Annotated in this window: 21 protein-coding genes; 19 read left to right on the top strand and 2 right to left on the bottom strand. The window is 66.0% G+C overall.

What is annotated here, in order from left to right; all coding sequences use genetic code 11:
* Positions 1-6 precede the first annotated feature (6 nt).
* Positions 7-456 (bottom strand): PAS domain-containing protein, encoded by a 450-nt coding sequence (locus CH251_RS14340; RefSeq protein WP_032395173.1) that lies wholly within the window; start codon positions 454-456, stop codon positions 7-9.
* 62 nt (positions 457-518) lie between these two features.
* On the bottom strand, positions 519-1,010 hold the full coding sequence (locus CH251_RS14335) for an inorganic diphosphatase (RefSeq protein WP_032395172.1): 492 nt from the start codon (positions 1,008-1,010) through the stop codon (positions 519-521).
* 144 nt (positions 1,011-1,154) lie between these two features.
* Here CH251_RS14335 and dacB point away from each other — a divergent pair, with 144 nt between their 5' ends.
* From dacB to CH251_RS14240, 19 genes are all read left to right on the top strand, one after another.
* Positions 1,155-2,558 carry a D-alanyl-D-alanine carboxypeptidase/D-alanyl-D-alanine-endopeptidase gene (gene dacB, locus CH251_RS14330; RefSeq protein WP_094613730.1) on the top strand — a complete coding sequence of 468 codons (1,404 nt, stop codon included), beginning with the start codon at positions 1,155-1,157 and terminating at the stop codon, positions 2,556-2,558.
* On the top strand, positions 2,543-3,640 hold the full coding sequence (locus tag CH251_RS14325) for a zinc-dependent metalloprotease (protein WP_094613729.1): 1,098 nt from the start codon (positions 2,543-2,545) through the stop codon (positions 3,638-3,640). The genes dacB and CH251_RS14325 overlap by 16 nt, the downstream gene beginning before the upstream one ends.
* Complete coding sequence (gene tilS / locus CH251_RS14320) at positions 3,640-4,638, top strand: tRNA lysidine(34) synthetase TilS (RefSeq protein WP_094613728.1); 999 nt, start codon at positions 3,640-3,642, stop codon at positions 4,636-4,638. Before CH251_RS14325 ends, tilS begins: the two co-directional genes overlap by 1 nt.
* An 11-nt stretch (positions 4,639-4,649) precedes the next feature.
* A complete protein-coding gene (gene hpt, locus CH251_RS14315; protein WP_032395535.1) occupies positions 4,650-5,201 on the top strand; it encodes a hypoxanthine phosphoribosyltransferase in 552 nt (183 codons plus the stop codon).
* Positions 5,202-5,489: 288 nt separating this feature from the next.
* A complete protein-coding gene (ftsH, locus tag CH251_RS14310; RefSeq protein ID WP_094613727.1) occupies positions 5,490-8,387 on the top strand; it encodes an ATP-dependent zinc metalloprotease FtsH in 2,898 nt (965 codons plus the stop codon).
* Positions 8,388-8,606: 219 nt separating this feature from the next.
* Entirely contained in the window at positions 8,607-9,206 is a 600-nt protein-coding gene (gene folE / locus CH251_RS14305; protein WP_037195562.1) for a GTP cyclohydrolase I FolE, read from the top strand.
* A gap of 19 nt (positions 9,207-9,225) precedes the next feature.
* A complete protein-coding gene (folP, locus tag CH251_RS14300; protein ID WP_179273709.1) occupies positions 9,226-10,074 on the top strand; it encodes a dihydropteroate synthase in 849 nt (282 codons plus the stop codon).
* Positions 10,071-10,475: a dihydroneopterin aldolase gene (folB, locus tag CH251_RS14295; RefSeq protein WP_373454949.1), complete on the top strand. Its 405-nt coding sequence runs from the start codon at positions 10,071-10,073 to the stop codon at positions 10,473-10,475. The genes folP and folB overlap by 4 nt, the downstream gene beginning before the upstream one ends.
* Positions 10,472-11,014 carry a 2-amino-4-hydroxy-6-hydroxymethyldihydropteridine diphosphokinase gene (folK, locus tag CH251_RS14290; protein ID WP_094613726.1) on the top strand — a complete coding sequence of 181 codons (543 nt, stop codon included), beginning with the start codon at positions 10,472-10,474 and terminating at the stop codon, positions 11,012-11,014. The genes folB and folK overlap by 4 nt, the downstream gene beginning before the upstream one ends.
* Complete coding sequence (locus tag CH251_RS14285) at positions 11,011-11,481, top strand: DUF3180 domain-containing protein (protein WP_094613769.1); 471 nt, start codon at positions 11,011-11,013, stop codon at positions 11,479-11,481. The genes folK and CH251_RS14285 overlap by 4 nt, the downstream gene beginning before the upstream one ends.
* Before the next feature lie 90 nt (positions 11,482-11,571).
* Positions 11,572-12,921 (top strand): DUF6779 domain-containing protein, encoded by a 1,350-nt coding sequence (locus tag CH251_RS14280; RefSeq protein WP_094613768.1) that lies wholly within the window; start codon positions 11,572-11,574, stop codon positions 12,919-12,921.
* A gap of 114 nt (positions 12,922-13,035) precedes the next feature.
* Entirely contained in the window at positions 13,036-13,947 is a 912-nt protein-coding gene (locus CH251_RS14275; RefSeq protein WP_094613725.1) for a Rossmann-like and DUF2520 domain-containing protein, read from the top strand.
* Entirely contained in the window at positions 13,944-14,846 is a 903-nt protein-coding gene (gene panC / locus CH251_RS14270; protein WP_094613724.1) for a pantoate--beta-alanine ligase, read from the top strand. The genes CH251_RS14275 and panC overlap by 4 nt, the downstream gene beginning before the upstream one ends.
* A 9-nt stretch (positions 14,847-14,855) precedes the next feature.
* The gene (panD, locus tag CH251_RS14265) at positions 14,856-15,287 is read left to right on the top strand and encodes an aspartate 1-decarboxylase (RefSeq protein WP_094613723.1); all 432 of its coding nucleotides are present in this window, start codon (positions 14,856-14,858) and stop codon (positions 15,285-15,287) included.
* Between the two features lie 4 nt (positions 15,288-15,291).
* Positions 15,292-16,092, top strand: a complete 801-nt coding sequence (locus CH251_RS14260; RefSeq protein WP_094613722.1) for a type III pantothenate kinase — start codon at positions 15,292-15,294, stop codon at positions 16,090-16,092.
* A 135-nt stretch (positions 16,093-16,227) separates the two neighbouring features.
* On the top strand, positions 16,228-16,797 hold the full coding sequence (locus CH251_RS14255) for a cysteine dioxygenase family protein (RefSeq protein ID WP_094613721.1): 570 nt from the start codon (positions 16,228-16,230) through the stop codon (positions 16,795-16,797).
* A complete protein-coding gene (locus CH251_RS14250; RefSeq protein ID WP_094613720.1) occupies positions 16,794-17,216 on the top strand; it encodes a rhodanese-like domain-containing protein in 423 nt (140 codons plus the stop codon). Before CH251_RS14255 ends, CH251_RS14250 begins: the two co-directional genes overlap by 4 nt.
* A gap of 36 nt (positions 17,217-17,252) precedes the next feature.
* The gene (lysS, locus tag CH251_RS14245) at positions 17,253-18,776 is read left to right on the top strand and encodes a lysine--tRNA ligase (RefSeq protein ID WP_094613719.1); all 1,524 of its coding nucleotides are present in this window, start codon (positions 17,253-17,255) and stop codon (positions 18,774-18,776) included.
* Positions 18,777-19,050: 274 nt separating this feature from the next.
* Positions 19,051-21,591, top strand: coding sequence for an ATP-dependent Clp protease ATP-binding subunit (locus tag CH251_RS14240; RefSeq protein ID WP_032380134.1), 2,541 nt, complete (start codon positions 19,051-19,053; stop codon positions 21,589-21,591).
* The last annotated feature ends 195 nt before the right edge of the window (positions 21,592-21,786 follow it).

The following is a 21,786-nucleotide window of genomic DNA, read 5'->3' as shown; positions in this document are numbered from 1 at the left end:
CGCGCGTCAGCGCAAGGCGCTCTTGGGGTCGTTCCACAGCTGATCGGTGAAGTCCTCCAACGCGACGAGCACGATGGTGTCCTCGGTGCGACGCAGGATCGACTTGCTGGCGCGCACCTGCACGATATCGCCGGTCTTGTCGGTCATCCGCCACAGTGAATCTGCGCGCGTGGCCACCGTGGTGAGGAACATGTCTGCGACGTTGACGCCCTCCGGTGCCCGGTCGGGGAAGATGTCGTGCAGGTGGAAGTCCTCCCGCTCGGTGCGGTCGAGACCGAACAGATCGTCGAAGGCCTCGTTCGCGAACACGATGGCACCGGTGGGATCGACCGCAAGGATCGGAACCGGAATTCGGTCGAGAACGACCGTGACCGGCAGATCGGGAAACTGCGTCGGATCCGAGATCGGTCGCGAATCGAGATTGCGCCGATCACCGTTGGAAGTGCTGTCGGTCATACGTTTCCCCAAACTAGTTTCGTCGGCGTTCGGCCGAGACGAGGTGAGTGATGCCGAAACGATCAGTGCTCCGGATTGTCCGCCAAGCGCTTGAATGATGCAGCGATTTCGGCCTCTGCCTCTGCGCGCCCGACCCAGTCTGCCCCGGTGACGTGCTTGTTGGGTTCGAGATCCTTGTAATGGACGAAGAAATGCTTGATCGCATCGAGCTCGAACGTCGAGACGTCGCTCAGATCCTGGATGTGGTCCCACCGGGTGTCGCCTGCCGGAACGCACAGCACCTTGTCGTCACCGCCGGCCTCGTCGACCATCTTGAACATCGCCACGGGGCGGGCTTCGACGATGACGCCGGGGAACACCGACTCGGGCAGCAGAACCAGTGCGTCGAGCGGGTCGCCGTCCTCGCCGAGGGTGTTCTCGATGAAGCCGTAATCGGCTGGATACGCCATCGCGGTGTAGAGGTAGCGATCGAGTCGAACACGTCCGGTGACGTGGTCGACCTCGTACTTGTTGCGCTGCCCCTTGGGGATCTCGATGGTGACGTCGAACGGCACGTGCAGTCCTCACTGTCTTCGTCCGAGCCCGACCGGGCCCGAACCGTTGCGAATGTGTCGATGGTGGCGGCGCAAGGCTACCGGACCCGAGGATACTGTTGACTGAACGATCGTGGGTACGACCACGGCAGATACGGAGGAACAGTGGCGGGGCTGACACGGCGGTTCCTCGGCCCCACGGCGGGTCGACGGCGCAGGAAGAAGCGCGTGATCCTGACGCTGTGCGCTCTGTTCGTGGTGATCCTCGCCGCGACGACCGCCGCGCTCGTGTTGCCGTCGGTGTCCGACGGAGCCGAGACCGCAATCGAGCCCCCACCCGAGACGGTGCTGCCCAACCCGGCGATCACCCCGTTCCCGGAATCGGCACCGATGCCGAACTCGGCGGCTCTGGCCGCCGCGCTGGCACAGGTGGTCGACGATCCCGCCCTCGGCACGTTTACCGGCACCGTCGCCGACGCACGGACCGGGCAGGTGCTCTGGTCCCAGAACCCCGACACCCCGATGACGCCTGCCTCGACCACCAAGGTGCTCACCGCCGCGGCTGCGATGCTCGCACTCCCGGCCGATCACCGCGTCACCACCCGCGTGGTCCAGGGCAACGGCGAGGGCAACATCGTGCTGATCGCGGGCGGCGACCCCACGCTCACCGCGCTTCCGGTCGGAACCGACGGGTTCTATCCAGGAGCGGCGCGCATCGACGACCTGGTCGAGCAGATTCGGCGCAGCGGAACGGTGGTGCGCAGCATCGGCGTCGACACCTCCATCTATTCCGGTGACTCGATGGCGCAGGGCTGGTTTCCCGCCGATATCGCCGCCGGTTCCATCACTCCGATCGAACCGATCATGCTCGACGGCGGACGGTCGGACCCACTGGTCGACGAGTCGCCGCGCAGCACAACCCCGGCACTGGACGCCGGCCGCGCACTGGCCGCTGGGCTGGGCGTCGACCCGGCAGCGGTGACGACCGGCAAGGCCGTCGACGGGGCCGATCAGATCGCATCCGTCGAATCAGCGCCGCTGCGAAACCGCTTGCAGCAGATGATCTATCGCTCCGACAACGTCCTCGCGGAGGCCGTCGGACGTGAAATCTCTCTCGAGATGAACACGGCCGCAAGCTTTTCCGGAGCCGTGGCGTCGATCGGGCAGACCCTGTACTCGGCCGGCTTCGACATGGCCGGACTCACGCTCGAGGACGCCAGCGGGCTGTCGGTCGACGGCAAGATTCCGGCCAGGCTGCTCGATCAGGTGCTGACCTCGGCGGCGGGAACCGAGCAGCCTGCGCTGCGTCCGATGCTCGATTATCTCCCCGTCGCCGGTGCTACCGGAACCCTGACGGATCGGTACGCCTCGGGTGATCGAACCGGAGCGGGCTGGGTTCGCGCGAAAACCGGAACGCTCTCTGCTGCAAGTGCTTTGGCAGGATATGTCGTCGACGTCGACGGTCGGATCCTGACCTTCGCGCTGATGTCCAACGACCGGCCGCCCGACGTCAGTCGCCCCGCCCTCGATGCCGTCGCATCGACCCTGAGATTGTGTGGTTGCCAGTGAACACGGACGCAGCAGCGAAGACCGAAGACAGAGACGCCACCTCCGGTTTCGCAGGTGCAGTCGACTGGTCGGTGGCCGCGAAGACCGGAGCGAAGCTGGCGCGCCCGGGTCCGGCCACCTCGCGCTACACCGCCGAGGCAGCCGTGGAAGAGCTTGCCGCCGCATCGATTCGGGCCGAGGGGCCGGTACGCGAGACCACCGGCCTCGCCGACGGCCTCCCCGTGCCCGACGCCCAGGTGGTCGACCGCGCCGGCTGGATCGCCGCGGCCGCAGCGTCGATGAAGCACCTCACCGGAGACGACGACGGAACGCCGCCGTCAGGTCTGCTCGGCGGAAAGCCGGCCGGACTGCAGGCCGGAGCGATGCTGGCCTTTCTGTCCAGTGCCATTCTCGGACAGTACGACCCGTTCACGGGCGAGAACGGAACGCTGCTTCTGGTCGCGCCCAACGTGATTGCCGTCGAGCGCGCACTTCGGGTGTCGCCGAGCGACTTTCGGTTGTGGGTGTGCCTGCACGAGGTGACCCATCGAGTGCAGTTCTCCTCCGCGCCGTGGCTCGGCGGCTACATGCGCGAGAACGTGGGGGTGCTCTCCGACGGCACCGACGAGCCGCTGACCGATGTCGCCAACCGACTGACCGGCGCGCTGAAGGCCCGCAAGAATCCGAGCGGGTCGACCAAGTCCGAGGACGCAGGCATCGTCGGACTGCTGCGCGCCACCCAACCGCAGCCCCAGCGCGACGCCATCGACCGCCTCCTGGTGCTGGGCACCCTGCTCGAGGGCCACGCCGACCACGTGATGGACGCCGTCGGGCCGGCCGTCGTGCCGACCGTGACGCAGATCCGTGGTGCGTTCGATCAGCGCCGTCGACGCAAGGTGAACCCGCTGCAACGCGTCATCCGGGCACTGCTCGGCATGGACGCGAAGATGGCGCAGTACGTGCGCGGCAAGGCGTTCGTCGATCATGTCGTCGCCGCGGTGGGGATGGAACGCTTCAACACCGTGTGGACGGGGCCCGACACCCTGCCGTTGCTGTCGGAGATCGAGGACCCCGACGCCTGGATCGCCCGAGTTCTGGGCTGATGCCTCCGCGGCTACCCGGGGGAGTGGAGCCCGCGGAACGACCCAGATTGCCGGAGGGCCCCGCGCTGTTGGAGATTCGGCATGCGGTTCGGGGTTGGCTCGCGGCGCACCCCGGTCCCGTGGCCGTCGCGCTGTCCGGTGGAGCGGATTCGTTGGCGCTGACCGCAGCGACCGTGGCCGAGGCTCCGAATGTGCTGGCGTTGATCGTCGACCACGGTCTGCAGGCCGGCTCGGCGGAGGTGGCCTCCACCGCGGCGGCGCGTGCCCGCGCGTTCGGCGTCGAGGACGCACGTGTTCTGACGGTGCAGGTGAACGGTCCGGGAGGGATGGAAGCAGCCGCCCGTCGAGCCAGGTACGACGCGTTGAACCGGGCCCGCGGGGACGCGTCGGTGCTGGTGGCGCACACCCTCGACGATCAGGCCGAAACGGTGTTGCTCGGGTTGGGGCGCGGATCGGGACCGCGGTCGATCGCGGGCATGGCGGCATTCGATGCGCCGTGGGGTCGGCCGCTGCTCGGAGTCAGGCGCAGCGTGACCCGGGCTGCCTGCGTCGAGCTGGGGATCGAGCCGTTCGAGGATCCGCACAACACCGACACCGATTTCACTCGGGTGCGGTTGCGTCACGAGGTACTGCCCCTGCTCGAGGACGTACTCGGCGGTGGTGTCGCCGCTGCGCTCGCGCGGACCGCCGAGCAGTTGCGCGAGGACGGCCGGGTGCTCGACGCGATGGCGCACTCCGTCGTGAACGCCGATGCCCCCGACCTCGAGGTTGCGACGCTCGACCCGCTCGATCCCGCCGTTCGCAGGCGAGTACTGCGCAAATGGTTGCTCGGCCGAGGTGTGACGTCGCTGACCGACCGGCAGCTCCGGGCCGTCGATGCCCTCGTCGGACGGTGGACGGGTCAGGGCGGAGTCGCGCTGCCAGGCGGAACGCCCGACGCCAGGTTGGTGTGCTCGCGTCGGCATGGCAGGCTGAGCGTCGGCCTGGAGAACGAATGAAGGGAAACCCCGTGTACGAGGGCGACATCGAATCGGTTCTCATTTCCGAGGAACAGATCAAAGCACGCACTGCCGAACTCGCAGAAGAGATCGCCCAGCGGTATCCCGAAGGCTCACCGGAAGGTGACCTGCTCCTGGTCGGCGTCCTCAAGGGCGCGATCATGTTCATGACCGACTTCGCCCGGGCCCTGCCCATCCCGGCGCAGCTCGAGTTCATGGCGGTCAGCTCCTACGGGTCCTCCACCTCGTCTTCTGGCGTCGTTCGGATCCTCAAGGACCTCGACCGCGACATCACCGGACGCCACGTGCTGATCGTCGAGGACATCATCGACTCCGGTCTGACGCTGAGCTGGCTCAAGCGCAACCTCGCGACCCGCTCGCCTGCCTCGTTGTCGGTGGTGACGCTGCTGCGCAAGCCCGACGCGATCAAGGTCGACGTGGAGGTCGCGAACGTCGGTTTCGACATCCCCAACGAATTCGTCGTCGGCTACGGCCTCGACTACAACGAGCGCTACCGGGACCTGCCGTACATCGGCCTGCTCGATCCCAAGGTCTACAGCTGAGTCCGTTCCTTCGGTCCACCCGTTCGCGTGAATGGACCATTGCCGTGCCGAGACGTATGCAATGGTCCATCGATGCGGATAGGGTGCCCATCAGGTGGGGAACTGCCGGGGGAGTGCAGTCGTTGGAGGGGAAGAAGCGTCGACGCAAACAGGTGCGTGGACGCACAGCGCCAGGTATGAGCGAGTCAGATGTCCGAGTCTCGCGCTAGCCTGGAGTATCCGGCGGGCAGGGAGCAGCCAGCGCGTCGGAGCGGACTGAAAGGACACGGCCGACTCGGCTGAAGCTGTATGAATCGGAAGACAGTAATACGAAATCTTGCCATCGTTTTCGGCATTCTGTTGGTGATCTATGCCTTCAGTTACTTCGGTAACGACACGCGGGACTGGACGACGGTGGACACCTCGGTGGCCATCGCCCAGCTCGACGACCGAAACGTCGCGTCCGCGCAGATCGACGACCGCGAGCAGCAGATCCGGCTCACGCTCAAAGAGGCCAACGAAGCCTCGGACAACCAGACTCAGATCATCGCGAAGTATCCGGACTCCGCGTCCGAGCAGATCTTCGACAAGGTCGACTCGCAGGGCCTGGACAGCTACAACACCACCGTCACCCAGGAGAGCTGGTTCAGCTCCTTCCTGCTGCTCATCCTCCCGATGGTGCTGATCCTCGGTGTGATCATCTTCGTGATGAGCCGCATGCAGGGTGGCGGACGCGGTGGCGTCATGGGCTTCGGCAAGTCCAAGGCCAAGCAGCTGACGAAGGACATGCCCAAGACCACCTTCGCCGACGTCGCAGGCGCGGACGAGGCAGTCGAAGAGCTCTACGAGATCAAGGACTTCCTGCAGAACCCCGCGCGCTACCAGGCGCTCGGTGCCAAGATTCCGCGTGGTGTGCTGCTGTACGGCCCTCCCGGAACCGGTAAGACGCTGCTCGCGCGCGCCGTCGCAGGCGAGGCAGGCGTGCCGTTCTTCACCATCTCCGGCTCGGACTTCGTCGAGATGTTCGTCGGTGTCGGTGCGTCCCGCGTGCGTGACCTGTTCGAGCAGGCCAAGCAGAACAGCCCCTGCATCATCTTCGTCGACGAGATCGACGCCGTCGGTCGTCAGCGCGGCGCAGGCATGGGCGGCGGTCACGACGAGCGTGAACAGACGCTCAACCAGCTCCTCGTCGAGATGGACGGGTTCGGTGAGCGCACCGGCGTCATCCTCATCGCCGCCACCAACCGCCCCGACATCCTCGACCCCGCGCTGCTGCGCCCGGGCCGCTTCGATCGCCAGATCCCGGTCGGTGCCCCCGACCTGGCCGGCCGCCGAGCAATCCTGAAGGTGCACTCGGCGGGCAAGCCCGTTGCGCAGGACGCCGACCTCGAAGGTCTCGCCAAGCGAACCGTCGGAATGTCCGGTGCCGACCTGGCCAACGTGATCAACGAAGCAGCACTGCTCACCGCTCGCGAGAACGGCACCGTCATCACCGAGGCGTCCCTCGAGGAGTCGGTGGACCGCGTCGTCGGTGGCCCGCGCCGCAAGAGCCGCATCATCAGTGAGCACGAGCGCAAGATCACCGCGTACCACGAGGGTGGTCACACGCTCGCGGCATGGGCGATGCCCGATATCGAGCCCGTCTACAAGGTCACCATCCTCGCTCGCGGTCGCACCGGCGGCCACGCGATGACGGTGCCCGAGGACGACAAGGGCCTGATGACGCGGTCGGAGATGATCGCTCGTCTCGTCATGGCCATGGGTGGCCGTGCGGCCGAGGAGCTCGTCTTCCACGAGCCGACCACCGGCGCGTCCTCGGACATCGACCAGGCCACCAAGATCGCTCGCGCGATGGTCACCGAGTACGGCATGAGCAGCAAGCTCGGAGCCGTCCGGTACGGGCAGGAACAAGGCGACCCGTTCCTCGGCCGTTCGATGGGCCAGCAGTCCGACTTCTCGCACGAAGTAGCCCGCGAGATCGACGAGGAGGTGCGCAAGCTCATCGAGGCGGCGCACACCGAGGCGTGGGCCATCCTCAACGAGTACCGCGACCTGCTCGACACCCTTGCCTCGGAGCTGCTCGAACGCGAGACGCTCACCCGCAAGGACCTCGAGAAGATCTTCCACAGCGTCACCAAGCGGCCGCGCATCACCCTGTTCAACGACTTCGGTGATCGCAAGCCCTCGGACAAGCCGCCGGTCAAGACACCCCGCGAACTCGCCGCCGAGCGCGGCGAGCCGTGGCCTCCGGTACCGCCGGCCCCGAAGCAGCTTCCGCCGCAACAGTTTCCGCAGCCCAGCTACGCCGGTTCGCCGCAGCTGAGCAAGGGTGGCTACCCGAACGGAAGCAACGGATACAACGGCGCTCCGACCAACGGCGCTCCCACCAATGGGGCCCCGTCGAACGGTGGCCCGGTCAACGGCGCGCCCGCCAACGGTGACGTCGATGCGCCGAACACCGGTGGTGGTCGACGTAGTGCCCCCGCAACCGGCGGCTTCAACGGCGGTGGCTACAACGGTGGGCCGAACGGAGGTTACGGCGGCCCGGTCAACGGAGGTGCTCCCAACGGGGGCGGATACTCCGAGGGCTATCGCAGGCAGGATCCGCGACCGAGTGGCCCCAGTCAGGGCTCGCGTCCCGATTACGGTGCCCCGGCCGGATGGTCGGCCCCGGGATGGCCGCCGCGTGAGCAGTCCTCGGTTCCCCGTTACCAGGGACCGACCACGCCGCCGGCTGCGAACCAGCCGAACCGCGAGCAGCCGGAATCGGATCGTCCGGACCAGAATCGGTACGAGCCGCCGCAAGGCCAGCCGCCGACCTACCGACAGCACCCGACCTACCAGCAGCCGCAGGCATATCAGCCGCCGACCGCTGCGCCGTCGAACCAACCGCCGTCGAACCAACCTGCGGAGTATCAGCAGCCGCAGTATCAGCCGGATCCGTTCCGGCCGGACGCTCGGGACCAGGGGCGTACCTCTCGGCACGAGCCTCCGTACGGCCAGAACCAGGACGGTGCTGCACCGGCCGAGGCATCGCCTCCCACCTGGGAGGTGCCGACTCCGTCGCCGAGCTATCCGCTGCCCGGAGACGACCGTCCCTCGAGCGGCCCGTCCGAGGACTCGCGGCGAGACGAGCGAGCCGAGGACGACGGCGACGAAGGTCCGCGGACACAACGCTGGGAAGGGCCGGGCGGTTCGTACCGCTAGGTCCGTCATTAGGCTGGCTGGGTCGACCCTTTCGGTCGGCCCAGTCCGTCGTTCGAACCGTGCTGAAGGTCGGCGCATCTGCTCTGTGAAGAACAGGTGCAGGTCGGCCCAGCTGTCACATTCGCGGAGCCCAACCGGAGGTACGTTCTCGTGTCAGTCAACCGGACCGACGAGTCGGCAATCGACTCGGCAGAAGTCCCAGCAGCGCAGCAGCGGGCAGTGGAACAGACGGTGGCCTACGCCACCGGCGCGGTCTTCGACCAGCCTCGCGCCGAGGCCGCCGTGCGTGAGCTGTTGATCGCCGTCGGTGAGGATCCCGACCGTCCAGGTCTGCTCGACACCCCGGCCCGCGTCGCGCGTTCCTACCGCGAAATCTTCGCCGGGCTCTACACCGACCCGGACACGGCGCTGAACACGACGTTCGACGAGGGGCACCAGGAACTGGTTCTCGTCCGCGACATCCCCATGTTCTCCACGTGCGAGCATCATCTGGTCTCGTTCCACGGCGTTGCACACGTCGGCTACATCCCTGGCAAGAGCGGCAAGGTCACCGGCCTGTCGAAGCTGGCGCGCGTGGTGGACATGTACGCCAAGCGTCCGCAGGTGCAGGAGCGTTTGACCAGCCAGATCGCCGACGCGTTGATGCGCAAGCTCGACCCGCGCGGTGCCATCGTCGTGATCGAGGCCGAGCACCTGTGCATGGCCATGCGCGGGATTCGCAAGCCGGGTGCCAGCACCACCACCTCCGCGGTGCGGGGTCTGTTGCAGTCCAGCGCGGCATCGCGTTCGGAAGCTCTGGACCTGATTCTGCGGAAATGACGCGTCCGGTCGATTCCCGATGAGCTCGGCGCGGAGCATCCCCCCGGCACCCGTCGTCATGGGTGTCCTCAACGTCACTGCCGATTCGTTCTCCGACGGCGGTCGATACCTCGATGTCGATGCGGCCGTCGAGCATGGGCTGGCGATGCACCGGCGCGGCGTGGATATCGTCGATGTCGGTGGTGAGTCGACGCGGCCCGGAGCAGACCGGATCGATCCGACACTCGAGGCGCAGCGCGTCGTCCCGGTCATCGCCGCCCTGGCCGAAGCCGGGGTGGCGACCAGCGTCGACACCATGCGCGCCTCGGTCGCCGAGGCCGCGATCGAGGCCGGGGTCTCGATTGTCAACGACGTCTCGGGCGGTCGGGCGGATCCGGCCATGGCCGGGGTGGTTGCGGACGGCGGATTGCCGTGGATCCTGATGCACTGGCGAGCCGCCGGATCCGAATATCGGCACGCCGGTCCGGCCGATCGATACGGCGACGTGGTCGCCGACGTCCGCAGCGAACTGCTCGAACAGGTCGATCACGCAGTGGCCGCCGGAGTGGACACGGCGATGCTCGTACTCGACCCCGGCCTCGGATTCGCCAAGAACGCCGATCACAACTGGCAACTGCTGCGTGGCCTCCCGGACCTGGTGTCGGCCGGCTTCCCGGTTCTCGTCGGTGCCTCCAGGAAGCGGTTTCTCGGATCGCTGTTGGCGGACGACGACGGTTCTCCGCGGCCGCCGGACGGGCGAGAGATCGCCACGGCCGTCGTGTCGGCGCTCGCCGTCGCCGGGGGAGCGTGGGGTGTGCGCGTGCACGACGTCCAAGCATCACTCGACGCGGTAGCTGTCGTACGGGCGTGGCAGGGTGATCGGGCATGAGCGAGATGAGCAGTCGCGTCGGTGCGGGGACGCGTCGCAGCGACCGCATCGAACTGCGTGGCCTGACGGTGCGCGGCAATCACGGCGTCTTCGACTTCGAGAAGCGAGACGGGCAGGACTTCGTCGTCGACATCACCGTGTGGATGGACCTGCGGCCCGCGGCCGAGACCGACGACCTGACCCGAACCCTGCACTACGGAGAACTGGCCGAGCACGCTGCGGCCGTCGTCGCGGGCCCGTCCAGGGACCTGATCGAGACGGTCTCGGCCGAGATCGCCGAGGTCGTGCTGGCGTACGACTCGCGCGTCGAGGCGGTGGAAGTGGTGCTGCACAAGCCGTCGGCCCCCATTCCGCTGACGTTCGGGGACGTTGCCGTGGTGGCGTACCGGGAGCGGCCGTGACCAGGGCGGTGCTGTCCATCGGCAGCAACATCGGTGATTCGCTCGCCCACTTGCGTTCTGTCACAGACGAATTGGGTGCGCGGATGGTGGCCTGTTCGCCGGTCTATCGCTCCGCTCCCTGGGGTGGCGTCGAGCAGCAGGACTTCCTCAATGCCGTCGTGGTGGCCGAGGACGATGCGTTCGACGCCTGGGATTGGTTGCGCTTCGGTCAGCGCCTCGAGGAGGCGGCCGATCGCGTTCGAGTCCAGCGCTGGGGGCCGCGGAGCCTCGACGTCGACGTGGTGGTGTGCGACAACCTGATCAGCGACGACCCTCGTTTGGTCCTCCCGCACCCGCGCGCGCACGAGCGAGCGTTCGTCCTGCTGCCGTGGCTGGACGTCGAACCCGACGCCACCCTGCGTGTCGGCGACGACGACGTGCCGGTGACCGAATTGCTCGCGCGACTGAGCCCGGAGGAGCGTGCGGGAGTTATCAGGCAGGAGTGGAGCCTGCAGGAACGACCAGAAGAGCAGGAAGGCGTCGGTGATGGGTTGTGGTGACCAATCCCACCAAGGTCTGGGATGTCCTGGGTCTTTTCCTGGTCGCCTCGATCGGCACGTGGTTGCTGGTTCGGGCCTTCTACGGCTCGTTTCCACCGATTCCGGTGTACGCGGGGGCGTCGCTGTATCTGGTCGCGGTGGTGCAGGTGGTGACTGCGGTGATCGTTCGCAATCGCATCGCCGAGCATCGGGTGGGTAGCGGTCTGCACGATCTACACCCGTTGACGGTGTTCAGGGCGCTGGTGTTGGCGAAGGCATCGATGCTGGTGGGGACTGCTGTCGTCGGAGTGTGTGTCGGGTTTCTGGCGTACGTGATGCCGCGTGCGGCGACGGTGCGGGCAGCATCGTCGGATCGGGCCGGAGCCGTCGTTGCGCTCGTGGCAGGACTGGCCGTCGTCGCTGCCGCGGTGTGGCTCGAACAGTGCTGCCGTACCCCGAAAGACCGTGACGACGAGCGTTCTCGGTAACGCTCGAAACATTTGATTGTTACCTCGGTTGTGTAAGTGATCGGTCGAGGATGACTATTTGCGAACGATTTGCCAGTTACCCTTGTGAACATGACAGATCAGACTCGCGCAAAGAAGGGGCGCCGTAAGAGGCGTAGTGCGAGCCAGCTGTTCCTCGCGGCGCTCGTCGTGTTCGGCATCATCGCCAGTGTGTTGTTGCTCTTCACCGAGAGCGTGCAGTGGATGAGGGTCGGTGTTCTCTCGGCGCTGTGGGCCGCGGTGATCGGTGCGTTCGCGATGACCAAGTACCGGCGCGAGGCAGCAGCCGATCAAACCAAGGCCAAGGACCTGCAGACGGTCTACGAGCTGCAGTTGGCTCGGGAGATCTCGGCGCGACGCGAGTACGAGATGAGCGTCGAAGCCAGGGTTCGCGGCGAATCGCAGCTCGAGATCGACGAGGTCGCAGCTCTGCGCAACGAACTCGCTGCCCTTCGCCAGAACCTGCAGGTGCTCTTCGACGGCAATCTGCCCACCGAACGTGTCGCACTGCGTGCCGAAGCGATGAGGATGCAAGAGCTCGGCGGACGCGGTTACGACAGCTACCAGCCTGCGCCGTCCGGTCTCTACGTTCCCGGTCGCGGGAACGGCAACGGCTCGATGGCACCGGGAACCGGCCTCAACGGCGTCGGAACTCCCTACGACGAGCCGGTCACGGCCGAGACGTCGGTGGTGTACCCCGAGGATCCGGACGAGATGCCGCAGGCCACAGCTTCTGCAGCGGCATCGTCGACTGCCGAGTCGGCCGAGGATCCGTACGCCGAGGATTCGTTCGAGGAGACGAGCTACGACACGGATGCGGCCGATACGGACGAGGACCCGTACGAGCGGCCTGCAGCGCAGGCACGTCCCTACGGCGCACCGAGACCGGCGGGACGCGTCACGCCGCCCAGCTCGCCTTTCACCGCCTACGACTTCGAGCAGACGCGTCGACCTGCTGCAGAGCCGGAACCCGAGCCGGAGTTCGAGCCACAGGCCACCGCCGAGACCTACGAGACCGGGCATGCGGAGGCCGATTCGGTCGGCTCGTACTCCACGGGTTCGTTCTCCGCGGAGTCGTATGCCGCAGAGTCGTTCTCGGCCGAGCCGGCCGAAGCGTACGAAACCGAGCCTGCCGCGGACCGGAGCGGCGACGCTCTCTCTGCCTCGCGCGCCTCGCTGCGTGAATCGGCCGACGCGTTCTTCGCGGCCGATCACGACTACGAGACATCGGTGGAGGACACATCCGTCTCGCCTCGACGCGGTCGTAGGCGCGCGGAGTCGGCCGACGACGAGGACGCGTCGGGTGCACACTCGAACGGTCGTTCCGTCGCCGAGATCATGGCCGGACTGCAAGGCGGGGAGTCCGGTGATGCGGCCATGACCGATCCGGGCACACGCCGCCGTCGACGTCGCGCAGACTGAGAACCAGATCACACAGTTCTTCCATGGCCTGCGAGGGGTCGCGGTCGCTATTGTTTCGTGCAGGACGTCTGGTACCCGCAGAGCGGGACTGGAACGAACGAGAGGAAATTTTCGGTGACCTTTTCTGGCACCGGTGGTCTGTCTCCGGCTCGCTTGACGGTTGGTGTCGTCTCGGCGGGACGGGTAGGTACCGCATTCGGTGAGGCGCTCGAACGCGTCGGGCATGTGGTCGTCGGTGCGGCTGCCGTGTCGGATGCGTCCATCGCGCGGGTGCGTGAGCGGTTGCCCGAGACCCAGGTTCTGCCCGTCGACGAGGTTGCTCGTCGCGCCGAACTGCTGATCCTGGCCGTACCGGACAGTGAGCTGGCATCGATCGTGGCAGGCCTGGCGTCCACCGGGGCGGTGGCACCGGGAAAGTTGGTGGTGCACACTTCAGGCGCGAACGGGATCTCGGTGCTCGAGCCCCTGGCGGCTCTCGGTGCCGTGCCGTTGGCCATCCACCCGGCCATGACGTTCAGCGGCGGAGTCGAGGACACCGACCGGATGACGGCCGCGTGCTTCGGCATCACTGCAGGCGACGAGATCGGCTACGCGGTGGCGCAGGCTCTCGTCCTCGAAATCGGCGGCGAGCCCGTGCACGTGCCCGAGAACAACCGAGCGCTCTACCACGCTGCGCTCGCGCACGGCAGCAATCACCTCGTCACTCTGGTGGTCGATGCGGTCGAAGCGCTCCGAGTCGCATTGGCCGGACCGGGTTTTCCCGGTTCGGACTCCGAACGCGGTGTGCCCGAGCGTGTTCTGGCTCCACTGCTCGAAGCCGCGCTGGACAATGCGCTGCGCAACGGACAGTCGGCGCTCACCGGGCCGGTGGCCCGCGGCGACACCGCTGCAGTCGGCAAGCATCTCGACGTGCTCGAGTCCGTGGATTCGCGGATCGCAGCCGGATACCGCGCGCTGTCGTTGCGATCGGCGCAGCGCATCGGTGCCAAGGCAGACCTGATCGAACTTCTGGAAGGGAATCGATGACCCTCGCGGGCAGCTACACCAAGGGGCAGTTGACGGTTCACCACGATCCTGCGGTTATCACGTCGGTGTCGAAAGCACTGCGAGGCGTCGGGAAGCAGGTCGCTCTGGTTCCGACCATGGGCGCGCTGCACGCCGGGCACCTGCAGCTGGTGCGGCAGGCCAAGCTCACCGGTGCCGTGGTGATCGTGTCGATCTTCGTCAACCCGCTGCAGTTCGGGGTAGGCGAGGACCTCGATGCCTACCCGCGCACCCTCGACGCCGATGTCGCACTGCTGCGTGAGGAGGGCGTCGAACTGGTCTTCGCGCCGTCGGCGTCGGACATGTATCCGTCGGGTCCGCGCACCACCGTCAATCCCGGACCGCTCGGCGCAGAACTCGAAGGCGGCAGTAGGCCAACGCATTTCGCGGGCATGCTCACCGTCGTCGCCAAGCTGCTGCAGATAGCCGCACCGCATCGCGCGTACTTCGGTGAGAAGGACTACCAGCAACTGACATTGATCCGGCAGATGGTGCGCGATCTGAACTTCGACGTCGCCGTCATCGGGGTCCCGACGGTACGCGAGCAGGACGGTCTCGCACTGTCCTCGCGTAACCGGTATCTCGATGCCGAGCAGCGCGACGCGGCGATGGCACTGTCGGCCGCGCTGGTCGCCGGGGCACACGCTGCGGCCGGGGGAGTCGAGGCCATCATCGCCACCGCGCGTGCCGTCCTCGACGAGGCACCGCTGGTGCAGGTCGACTACCTGGAGGTTCGCGACCCGCATCTCGGCCCCGCTCCCGAACGCGGAGACGGCAGACTGCTCGTGGCAGCCAAGGTGGGCACCACGAGATTGATCGACAACGTCGGTGTCGCAGTCGGCACTGGTTTTCTAGAGTACCCCGACGATCCGAAGAGCTGAGGGCACAACATGTTTCGAACGATGATGAAGTCCAAGATCCATCGCGCCACCGTCACGCACGCAGACCTGCACTACGTGGGTTCGGTGACCGTCGACCAGGATCTGATGGAGGCGGCCGATCTGCTCGAAGGCGAGCAGGTCACCATCGTCGACATCGACAACGGTGCGCGGCTGGAAACCTACGTGATCACCGGTGAGCGCGGCAGCGGTGTCATCGGAATCAACGGTGCTGCAGCGCATCTGGTGAACCCGGGTGACCTGGTCATCCTGATCGCCTACGGAGTGATGAACGAGCAGGAGGTTGCCGAGTACGCACCGCGGGTGGTGTTCGTCGACGAGAAGAACCGGCCTGTCGAACTCGGCAGCGATCCGGCTCATGCGCCTGCGGGCTCGGGCCTGATCACGCCGCGCGATCTGCGGGCCGATTCCGTGCTGGTCTGATTCGATGCTCCTCGCGATCGATGTGCGCAACACCAGCACCGTGGTCGGTCTGTTCACCGGCACGGGGGATCACTCGAAACTGCTGCGAGATTGGCGAATTCGAACCGACCCGCACGTGACGGCCGACGAACTGGCCCTGATGCTGCGCGGACTGCTGGGTGAGGACGCCGAACGGATCACCGGAGTGACCGCACTGTCTACGGTGCCGTCGGTGCTGCGGGAGATGCGGACGATGCTCGCGCGCTACTGGGATCACGTGGTGCACGTGATGGTCGAACCCGGTGTGCGGACCGGTGTGCCGTTGCTGGTCGACAATCCCAAGGAAGTCGGTGCCGATCGCATCGTCAACACCCTTGCCGCACACGATCTCTACGGTACGGCGTGCATCGTGGTGGATTTCGGAACCACCACCTGTGTCGACGTCGTCTCGGCCAAGGGCGAATTTCTCGGCGGTGCCATCGCTCCCGGTCTCGAGATGTCGGCGTCGGCGATGTCCACTCGCACTGCCACGTTGCGGGAAGTGGAGATGATCCGGCCCCGTTCGGTATTGGGCAAGAACACAGTCGAGTGCATCCAGTCGGGCACCATCTTCGGGTTCGCCGGTCTGGTCGACGGCCTCGTCGGGCGAATTCGACGCGAGGTTCCCGAGGTGACGGGCGCGGACGTCGCGATCATCGGCACCGGAGACATCGCCGCGCTGATCCTGCCCGAGTCGACGACCATCGAGCACCACGAACCCGACCTGACCCTCGAGGGGCTGCGTCTGGTCTACGAACGCAACATGGCAAAACGGCGTCCACGCTGAATGTTTCGGACCAGAGCTAGCGGATCCGGCTTTCGTGTGTCAGAATTCTCGGCGTGATGACGTGCATGGCCACCCAGGAGTGTTGTCGAGGCTGAACCCTGCCTCGTTCGTAACACACCCCTGGAGTAGAGCTTCATGCTTTCCACACCTGTAATTTCTGTACCCTCCCGTACCCGATTGTCCTCGCGTTCGGTCTCGACGCTTCCGACCCGGTTGCGTCCACCCGACCTGCTGCGCATCACCGACCAGGGCGCATCCGACGTCCTCGAGGGCCGCTTCGACCACCTGCTTCCCGGCGGCGGTCGCTGGCCGACCGACGAGCGTTGGGCCGCCCGGCTGCATTCCGACGACGACCTCGACGTCTGGTTGATCAGCTGGGTTCCCGATCGATCCACCGAACTGCACGATCACGCGGGGTCGCTCGGTGCGCTCACCGTTCTCAGTGGCTCGCTTCTCGAATACCGTTGGGCTGGAACGGGATTGAAGCAACGTCGCCTCGACGCCGGCGATCAGGCGTCGTTCCCGCTCGGTTGGGTTCACGACGTCATGCACGATCCGGCGTCCGACACGACCGGCCCCACCCTCAGCGTGCACGCCTACTCGCCGCCCCTGACGGCGATGTCCTACTACGAAGTGACCGAACGGTCCACGCTGCGTCGCACCCGTAGCGAGCTCACCGACGAACCCGAGAAGGCCACCGCATGACCATCGTCGAAATGCTCGAATCCGCACGCGAGTCCATCGATCGAACGACCGTCTTCGAGCTGCGCGACGCCGTCGCCCGCGGTGCCGTCGTCGTCGACATCCGCCCCCAGGCGCAGCGCGCCGTCGAGGGAACGCTGCCCGGCGCACTCGCCATCGAACGCAACGTCCTCGAATGGCGTCTCGACCCGACCAGCGATGCCCGCCTGGCTATCGCCGTCGATCATGACGTCGAGTGGATCGTCATCTGCTCCGAGGGCTACACCTCCTCGCTCGCTGCTGCGTCGCTCAAGCTGTTGGGTCTGCACAGGTCCACCGATCTGGTCGGCGGCTATCAGGCACTGAAGTCGGCTGGGTTGCTCGGGGTGTTGACGCAGGCCAAGCACTGCGTTCGTGAGGCCGAGGCCGTCGCAGCGCACTGACAGTCCTTGGACGCTCGGACTGTAAAGTGTCTGCGCGTGAGTGATACAGCTTCTACCCAGCCCGCCGACGACACCCCGGAGCAACTACGGATTCGTCGTGCCAAGCGCGCAGCGCTGCTCGAGCGCGGGGTCGAGGCATATCCGGTGTCGGTCCCGCGGACCCATTCGCTGCTCGAGATCCGGACCGAATTTCCCGAACTCGAACCCGATACGACCACCGGCCTGATCGTCGGAGTCGTCGGCCGCGTCATCTTCGTCCGCAACACCGGCAAGCTGTGCTTCGCCACCCTGCAAGAGGGTGACGGCACCCAGCTGCAGGCGATGATCAGCCTGGCAGGTGTCGGCGAGGACGCTCTCGCGGAGTGGAAGTCCGATGTCGATCTCGGTGACTTCGTGTTCGTGCACGGTGAGGTCATCAGCTCCCGACGCGGCGAGCTCAGCGTGATGGCCGACGCCTGGCAGATCGCGTCGAAGTCGCTGCGTCCTCTGCCCGTCGCGCACAAGGAACTGAGCGAGGAGACGCGGATCCGGCAGCGTTACCTGGATCTGATCACCAACCCGACCTCGCGTGAAACCGCCCGCAAGCGCATCGCGGTCGTCCGGGAACTGCGCAATGCCCTCGAGCGTCGTGGATTTCTCGAGGTAGAGACCCCGATGTTGCAGACCTTGCACGGCGGCGCAGCGGCGCGGCCGTTCGTCACCCATTCCAACGCGATGGACACCGATCTCTACCTCCGTATCGCGCCGGAGCTGTTCCTCAAGCGGTGCGTCGTCGGCGGTATCGAGAAGGTCTTCGAGATCAACCGCAACTTCCGCAACGAGGGTGCCGACTCCTCGCACTCGCCGGAATTCGCGATGCTCGAGACGTACGAGGCCTACGGCACGTACGACGACTCGGCGAAGATGACACGTGAGCTGGTCCAGGAAGTGGCCATGGCCGCCCTCGGGTCCACGGTCGTGACGCTGCCCGACGGCACCACCTACGACCTCGGCGGTGAATGGACGACGCTCGAGATGTACCCGTCGCTGTCGGAATCGCTCGGATTCGAAGTCACCCCCGACACCACCGTCGACGAGCTCCTCGCGATCGCCGACAAGGTGGGCGTCGAGGTGCCCCGCAAGGACGGCGTCCCGATCTACGGTCACGGCAAGCTCGTCGAGGAGCTGTGGGAACACCAGGTGGGCGACGCGTTGACCGAGCCCACGTTCGTTCGCGACTTCCCGGTCGAGACGTCCCCGTTGACGCGTCAGCACCGCAGCAAGCCGGGCGTCACCGAGAAGTGGGACCTGTACGTCCGTGGGTTCGAGCTGGCCACCGGCTACTCCGAGCTGGTCGATCCGATCATCCAGCGCGAGCGTTTCGAGGATCAGGCGCGCCAAGCGGCCGCAGGCGACGACGAGGCCATGGTGCTCGACGAGGACTTCCTCGCCGCGATGGAACAGGGCATGCCGCCGACCACCGGAACCGGCATGGGAATCGACCGTCTGTTGATGGCGCTGACCGGCTTGGGCATCCGCGAAACGATCCTGTTTCCCATCGTCAAGCCGTCTCAGGCCTGATCGAACGGCAAAGAGCTGTTCGCCAGCAGCGGACAGTGAACGGGAAACGTTTTGCATAGTGCCTGCGTTATGAACAGTAAGCAGGCAAGGCAGTCCGCATACGTGGGCGGTTGCGCAGCATTTCAGGGGTGGAGGGTCGGCGTTCGTAACGTCGGCCAACTACAGTGAGAACCAGTCTTACCTTCAAATGCACAAGCGACCCGGCGTGTTGGACACTGCGGCGCTAGAAGAACTGGTGGGCGAGCTACCACCCGCCAAGAAGTGAGGGAGAGCGATGTTCGAGAGGTTCACCGATCGCGCGCGGCGTGTTGTCGTCCTGGCTCAAGAAGAAGCCCGGATGCTCAACCACAACTACATCGGCACGGAGCACATTCTGCTCGGCCTCATCCACGAGGGCGAAGGCGTCGCAGCCAAGTCTCTCGAGTCGCTGGGCATCTCCCTCGAAGGAGTACGCAGCCAGGTAGAGGAGATCATCGGGCAGGGTCAGCAGGCACCGTCCGGTCACATTCCGTTCACCCCGCGCGCCAAGAAAGTACTCGAGCTCAGCCTGCGTGAAGCACTGCAGCTCGGCCACAACTACATCGGCACCGAGCACATCCTGCTGGGACTGATCCGCGAAGGCGAAGGCGTCGCAGCTCAGGTTCTGGTCAAGCTCGGAGCCGACCTCAACCGCGTGCGCCAGCAGGTCATCCAGCTGCTGTCGGGCTACCAGGGCAAGGAACCGTCCGAGAGCGGCAGCGGCCGCGGCGAGGCGGGCACCCCGTCCACGTCGCTGGTCCTCGACCAGTTCGGACGCAACCTCACCCAGGCCGCGCTCGAAGGCAAGCTCGACCCGGTCATCGGTCGCGCGAAGGAAATCGAGCGCGTCATGCAGGTGCTCTCGCGTCGTACCAAGAACAACCCCGTCCTCATCGGCGAGCCCGGTGTCGGTAAGACCGCAGTCGTCGAAGGCCTGGCTCAGGCCATCGTCAACGGCGAGGTCCCCGAGACGCTCAAGGACAAGCAGCTCTACACCCTCGACCTCGGCTCGCTCGTGGCCGGCAGCCGTTACCGCGGTGACTTCGAGGAGCGCCTGAAGAAGGTGCTCAAGGAGATCAACACCCGCGGCGACATCATCCTGTTCATCGACGAGCTGCACACGCTCGTCGGCGCAGGTGCCGCCGAAGGTGCCATCGACGCAGCGTCGATCCTCAAGCCCAAGCTGGCTCGTGGCGAACTGCAGACCATCGGTGCCACCACCCTCGACGAGTACCGCAAGTACATCGAGAAGGACGCCGCACTCGAGCGTCGTTTCCAGCCCGTCCAGGTCGGCGAGCCGACCGTCGAGCACACCATCGAGATCCTCAAGGGTCTGCGCGATCGCTACGAGGCACACCACCGCGTCTCGATCACCGACGGTGCGCTCGTCGCGGCTGCCACCCTGGCCGACCGGTACATCAACGACAGGTTCCTGCCCGACAAGGCAATCGACCTCATCGACGAGGCGGGCGCGCGGATGCGCATCCGCCGGATGACCGCGCCGCCAGACCTGCGCGAGTTCGACGACAAGATCGCCGACGCGCGCCGGGAGAAGGAATCGGCCATCGACGCACAGGACTTCGAGAAAGCTGCGAACCTGCGCGACAAGGAGAAGACCCTCGTCGGTCAGCGTGCCGAGCGGGAGAAGCAGTGGCGCTCCGGTGACCTCGACGTCATCGCCGAGGTGGACGACGAGCAGATCGCCGAGGTTCTGGGCAACTGGACCGGCATCCCCGTCTTCAAGCTCACCGAGGAAGAGACCACGCGTCTGCTCCGTATGGAGGACGAGCTGCACAAGCGGATCATCGGCCAGGTCGAGGCAGTCAAGGCCGTCTCGAAGGCGATCCGTCGTACCCGTGCAGGTCTGAAGGACCCGAAGCGTCCGTCGGGCTCGTTCATCTTCGCCGGCCCCTCGGGTGTCGGTAAGACCGAGCTGTCGAAGGCTCTCGCCAACTTCCTGTTCGGCGAGGACGACGCACTGATCCAGATCGACATGGGCGAGTTCCACGATCGCTTCACCGCGTCGCGTCTGTTCGGTGCTCCTCCCGGATACGTCGGCTACGAAGAGGGCGGCCAGCTCACCGAGAAGGTCCGCCGCAAGCCGTTCTCCGTCGTGCTGTTCGACGAGATCGAGAAGGCACACCAGGAGATCTACAACACCCTCCTGCAGGTGCTCGAAGACGGTCGTCTCACCGACGGCCAGGGACGCACGGTCGACTTCAAGAACACCGTGCTCATCTTCACCTCGAACCTCGGTACCTCGGACATCTCGAAGGCAGTCGGTCTCGGCTTCTCCTCGGGTGAAGGCACCGGATCGAACTACGAGCGGATGAAGCTCAAGGTCAACGACGAGCTGAAGAAGCACTTCCGCCCCGAGTTCCTCAACCGTATCGACGACATCGTCGTGTTCCACCAGCTCACCAAGGACGAGATCATCCAGATGGTCGATCTCATGCTCAACCGAGTCGAAGGTGCGCTCAAGAACAAGGACATGGCGATCGAGGTCACCGAGAAGGCGAAGTCGTTGCTCGCCAAGCGCGGATTCGACCCCGTCCTGGGTGCACGGCCACTGCGTCGCACCATCCAGCGCGAGATCGAGGACCAGTTGTCGGAGAAGATCCTCTTCGGCGAGATCGAAGCCGGCCAGATCATCCTGGTCGACGTCGAGAACTGGGACGGCGAAGGAGCAGGCGAGGACGCGAAGTTCACCTTCCGCGGTGAGAAGAAGGCGATCATCGTCCCCGACGAGGTCCCGGTCGACCTGGCCAAGGCCACCGGAGACAGCGACAGCGAGTAAGCTTCACAGCACACGACAACGGGCGATCCTCTTCGGAGGGTCGCCCGTTGTCGTATCTCCACCCAGGCCGCCCCCGTCCACCCGCCCGCCCCGTTCGCGTCAATGGACCACTGCACACGTCTGACGTATGTAGTGGTCCATTCACGCAGGTATCCGTCGGGCGTGAATGGACCGTTGCAACGGTCAGACGTGTGC

Origin of the sequence: Rhodococcus sp. 06-462-5, assembly GCF_002258315.1 — a bacterium.
Classification (GTDB): domain Bacteria; phylum Actinomycetota; class Actinomycetes; order Mycobacteriales; family Mycobacteriaceae; genus Rhodococcoides.
The sequence above is the reverse complement of the archived record's forward strand: the minus strand, read 5'-3'. Positions and strand labels throughout refer to the sequence as shown.

Coding starts and splice junctions, on each gene's coding strand:
- CH251_RS14340 (WP_032395173.1), bottom strand. CDS start 456: ATGACCGACAGCACTTCCAACGGTGATCGGCGCAATCTCGATTCGCGA.
- tilS (WP_094613728.1), top strand. CDS start 3,640: ATGCCTCCGCGGCTACCCGGGGGAGTGGAGCCCGCGGAACGACCCAGA.
- ftsH (WP_094613727.1), top strand. CDS start 5,490: ATGAATCGGAAGACAGTAATACGAAATCTTGCCATCGTTTTCGGCATT.
- folP (WP_179273709.1), top strand. CDS start 9,226: ATGAGCTCGGCGCGGAGCATCCCCCCGGCACCCGTCGTCATGGGTGTC.
- folB (WP_373454949.1), top strand. CDS start 10,071: ATGAGCGAGATGAGCAGTCGCGTCGGTGCGGGGACGCGTCGCAGCGAC.
- CH251_RS14280 (WP_094613768.1), top strand. CDS start 11,572: ATGACAGATCAGACTCGCGCAAAGAAGGGGCGCCGTAAGAGGCGTAGT.
- panC (WP_094613724.1), top strand. CDS start 13,944: ATGACCCTCGCGGGCAGCTACACCAAGGGGCAGTTGACGGTTCACCAC.
- panD (WP_094613723.1), top strand. CDS start 14,856: ATGTTTCGAACGATGATGAAGTCCAAGATCCATCGCGCCACCGTCACG.
- CH251_RS14260 (WP_094613722.1), top strand. CDS start 15,292: ATGCTCCTCGCGATCGATGTGCGCAACACCAGCACCGTGGTCGGTCTG.
- CH251_RS14255 (WP_094613721.1), top strand. CDS start 16,228: ATGCTTTCCACACCTGTAATTTCTGTACCCTCCCGTACCCGATTGTCC.
- CH251_RS14250 (WP_094613720.1), top strand. CDS start 16,794: ATGACCATCGTCGAAATGCTCGAATCCGCACGCGAGTCCATCGATCGA.
- CH251_RS14240 (WP_032380134.1), top strand. CDS start 19,051: ATGTTCGAGAGGTTCACCGATCGCGCGCGGCGTGTTGTCGTCCTGGCT.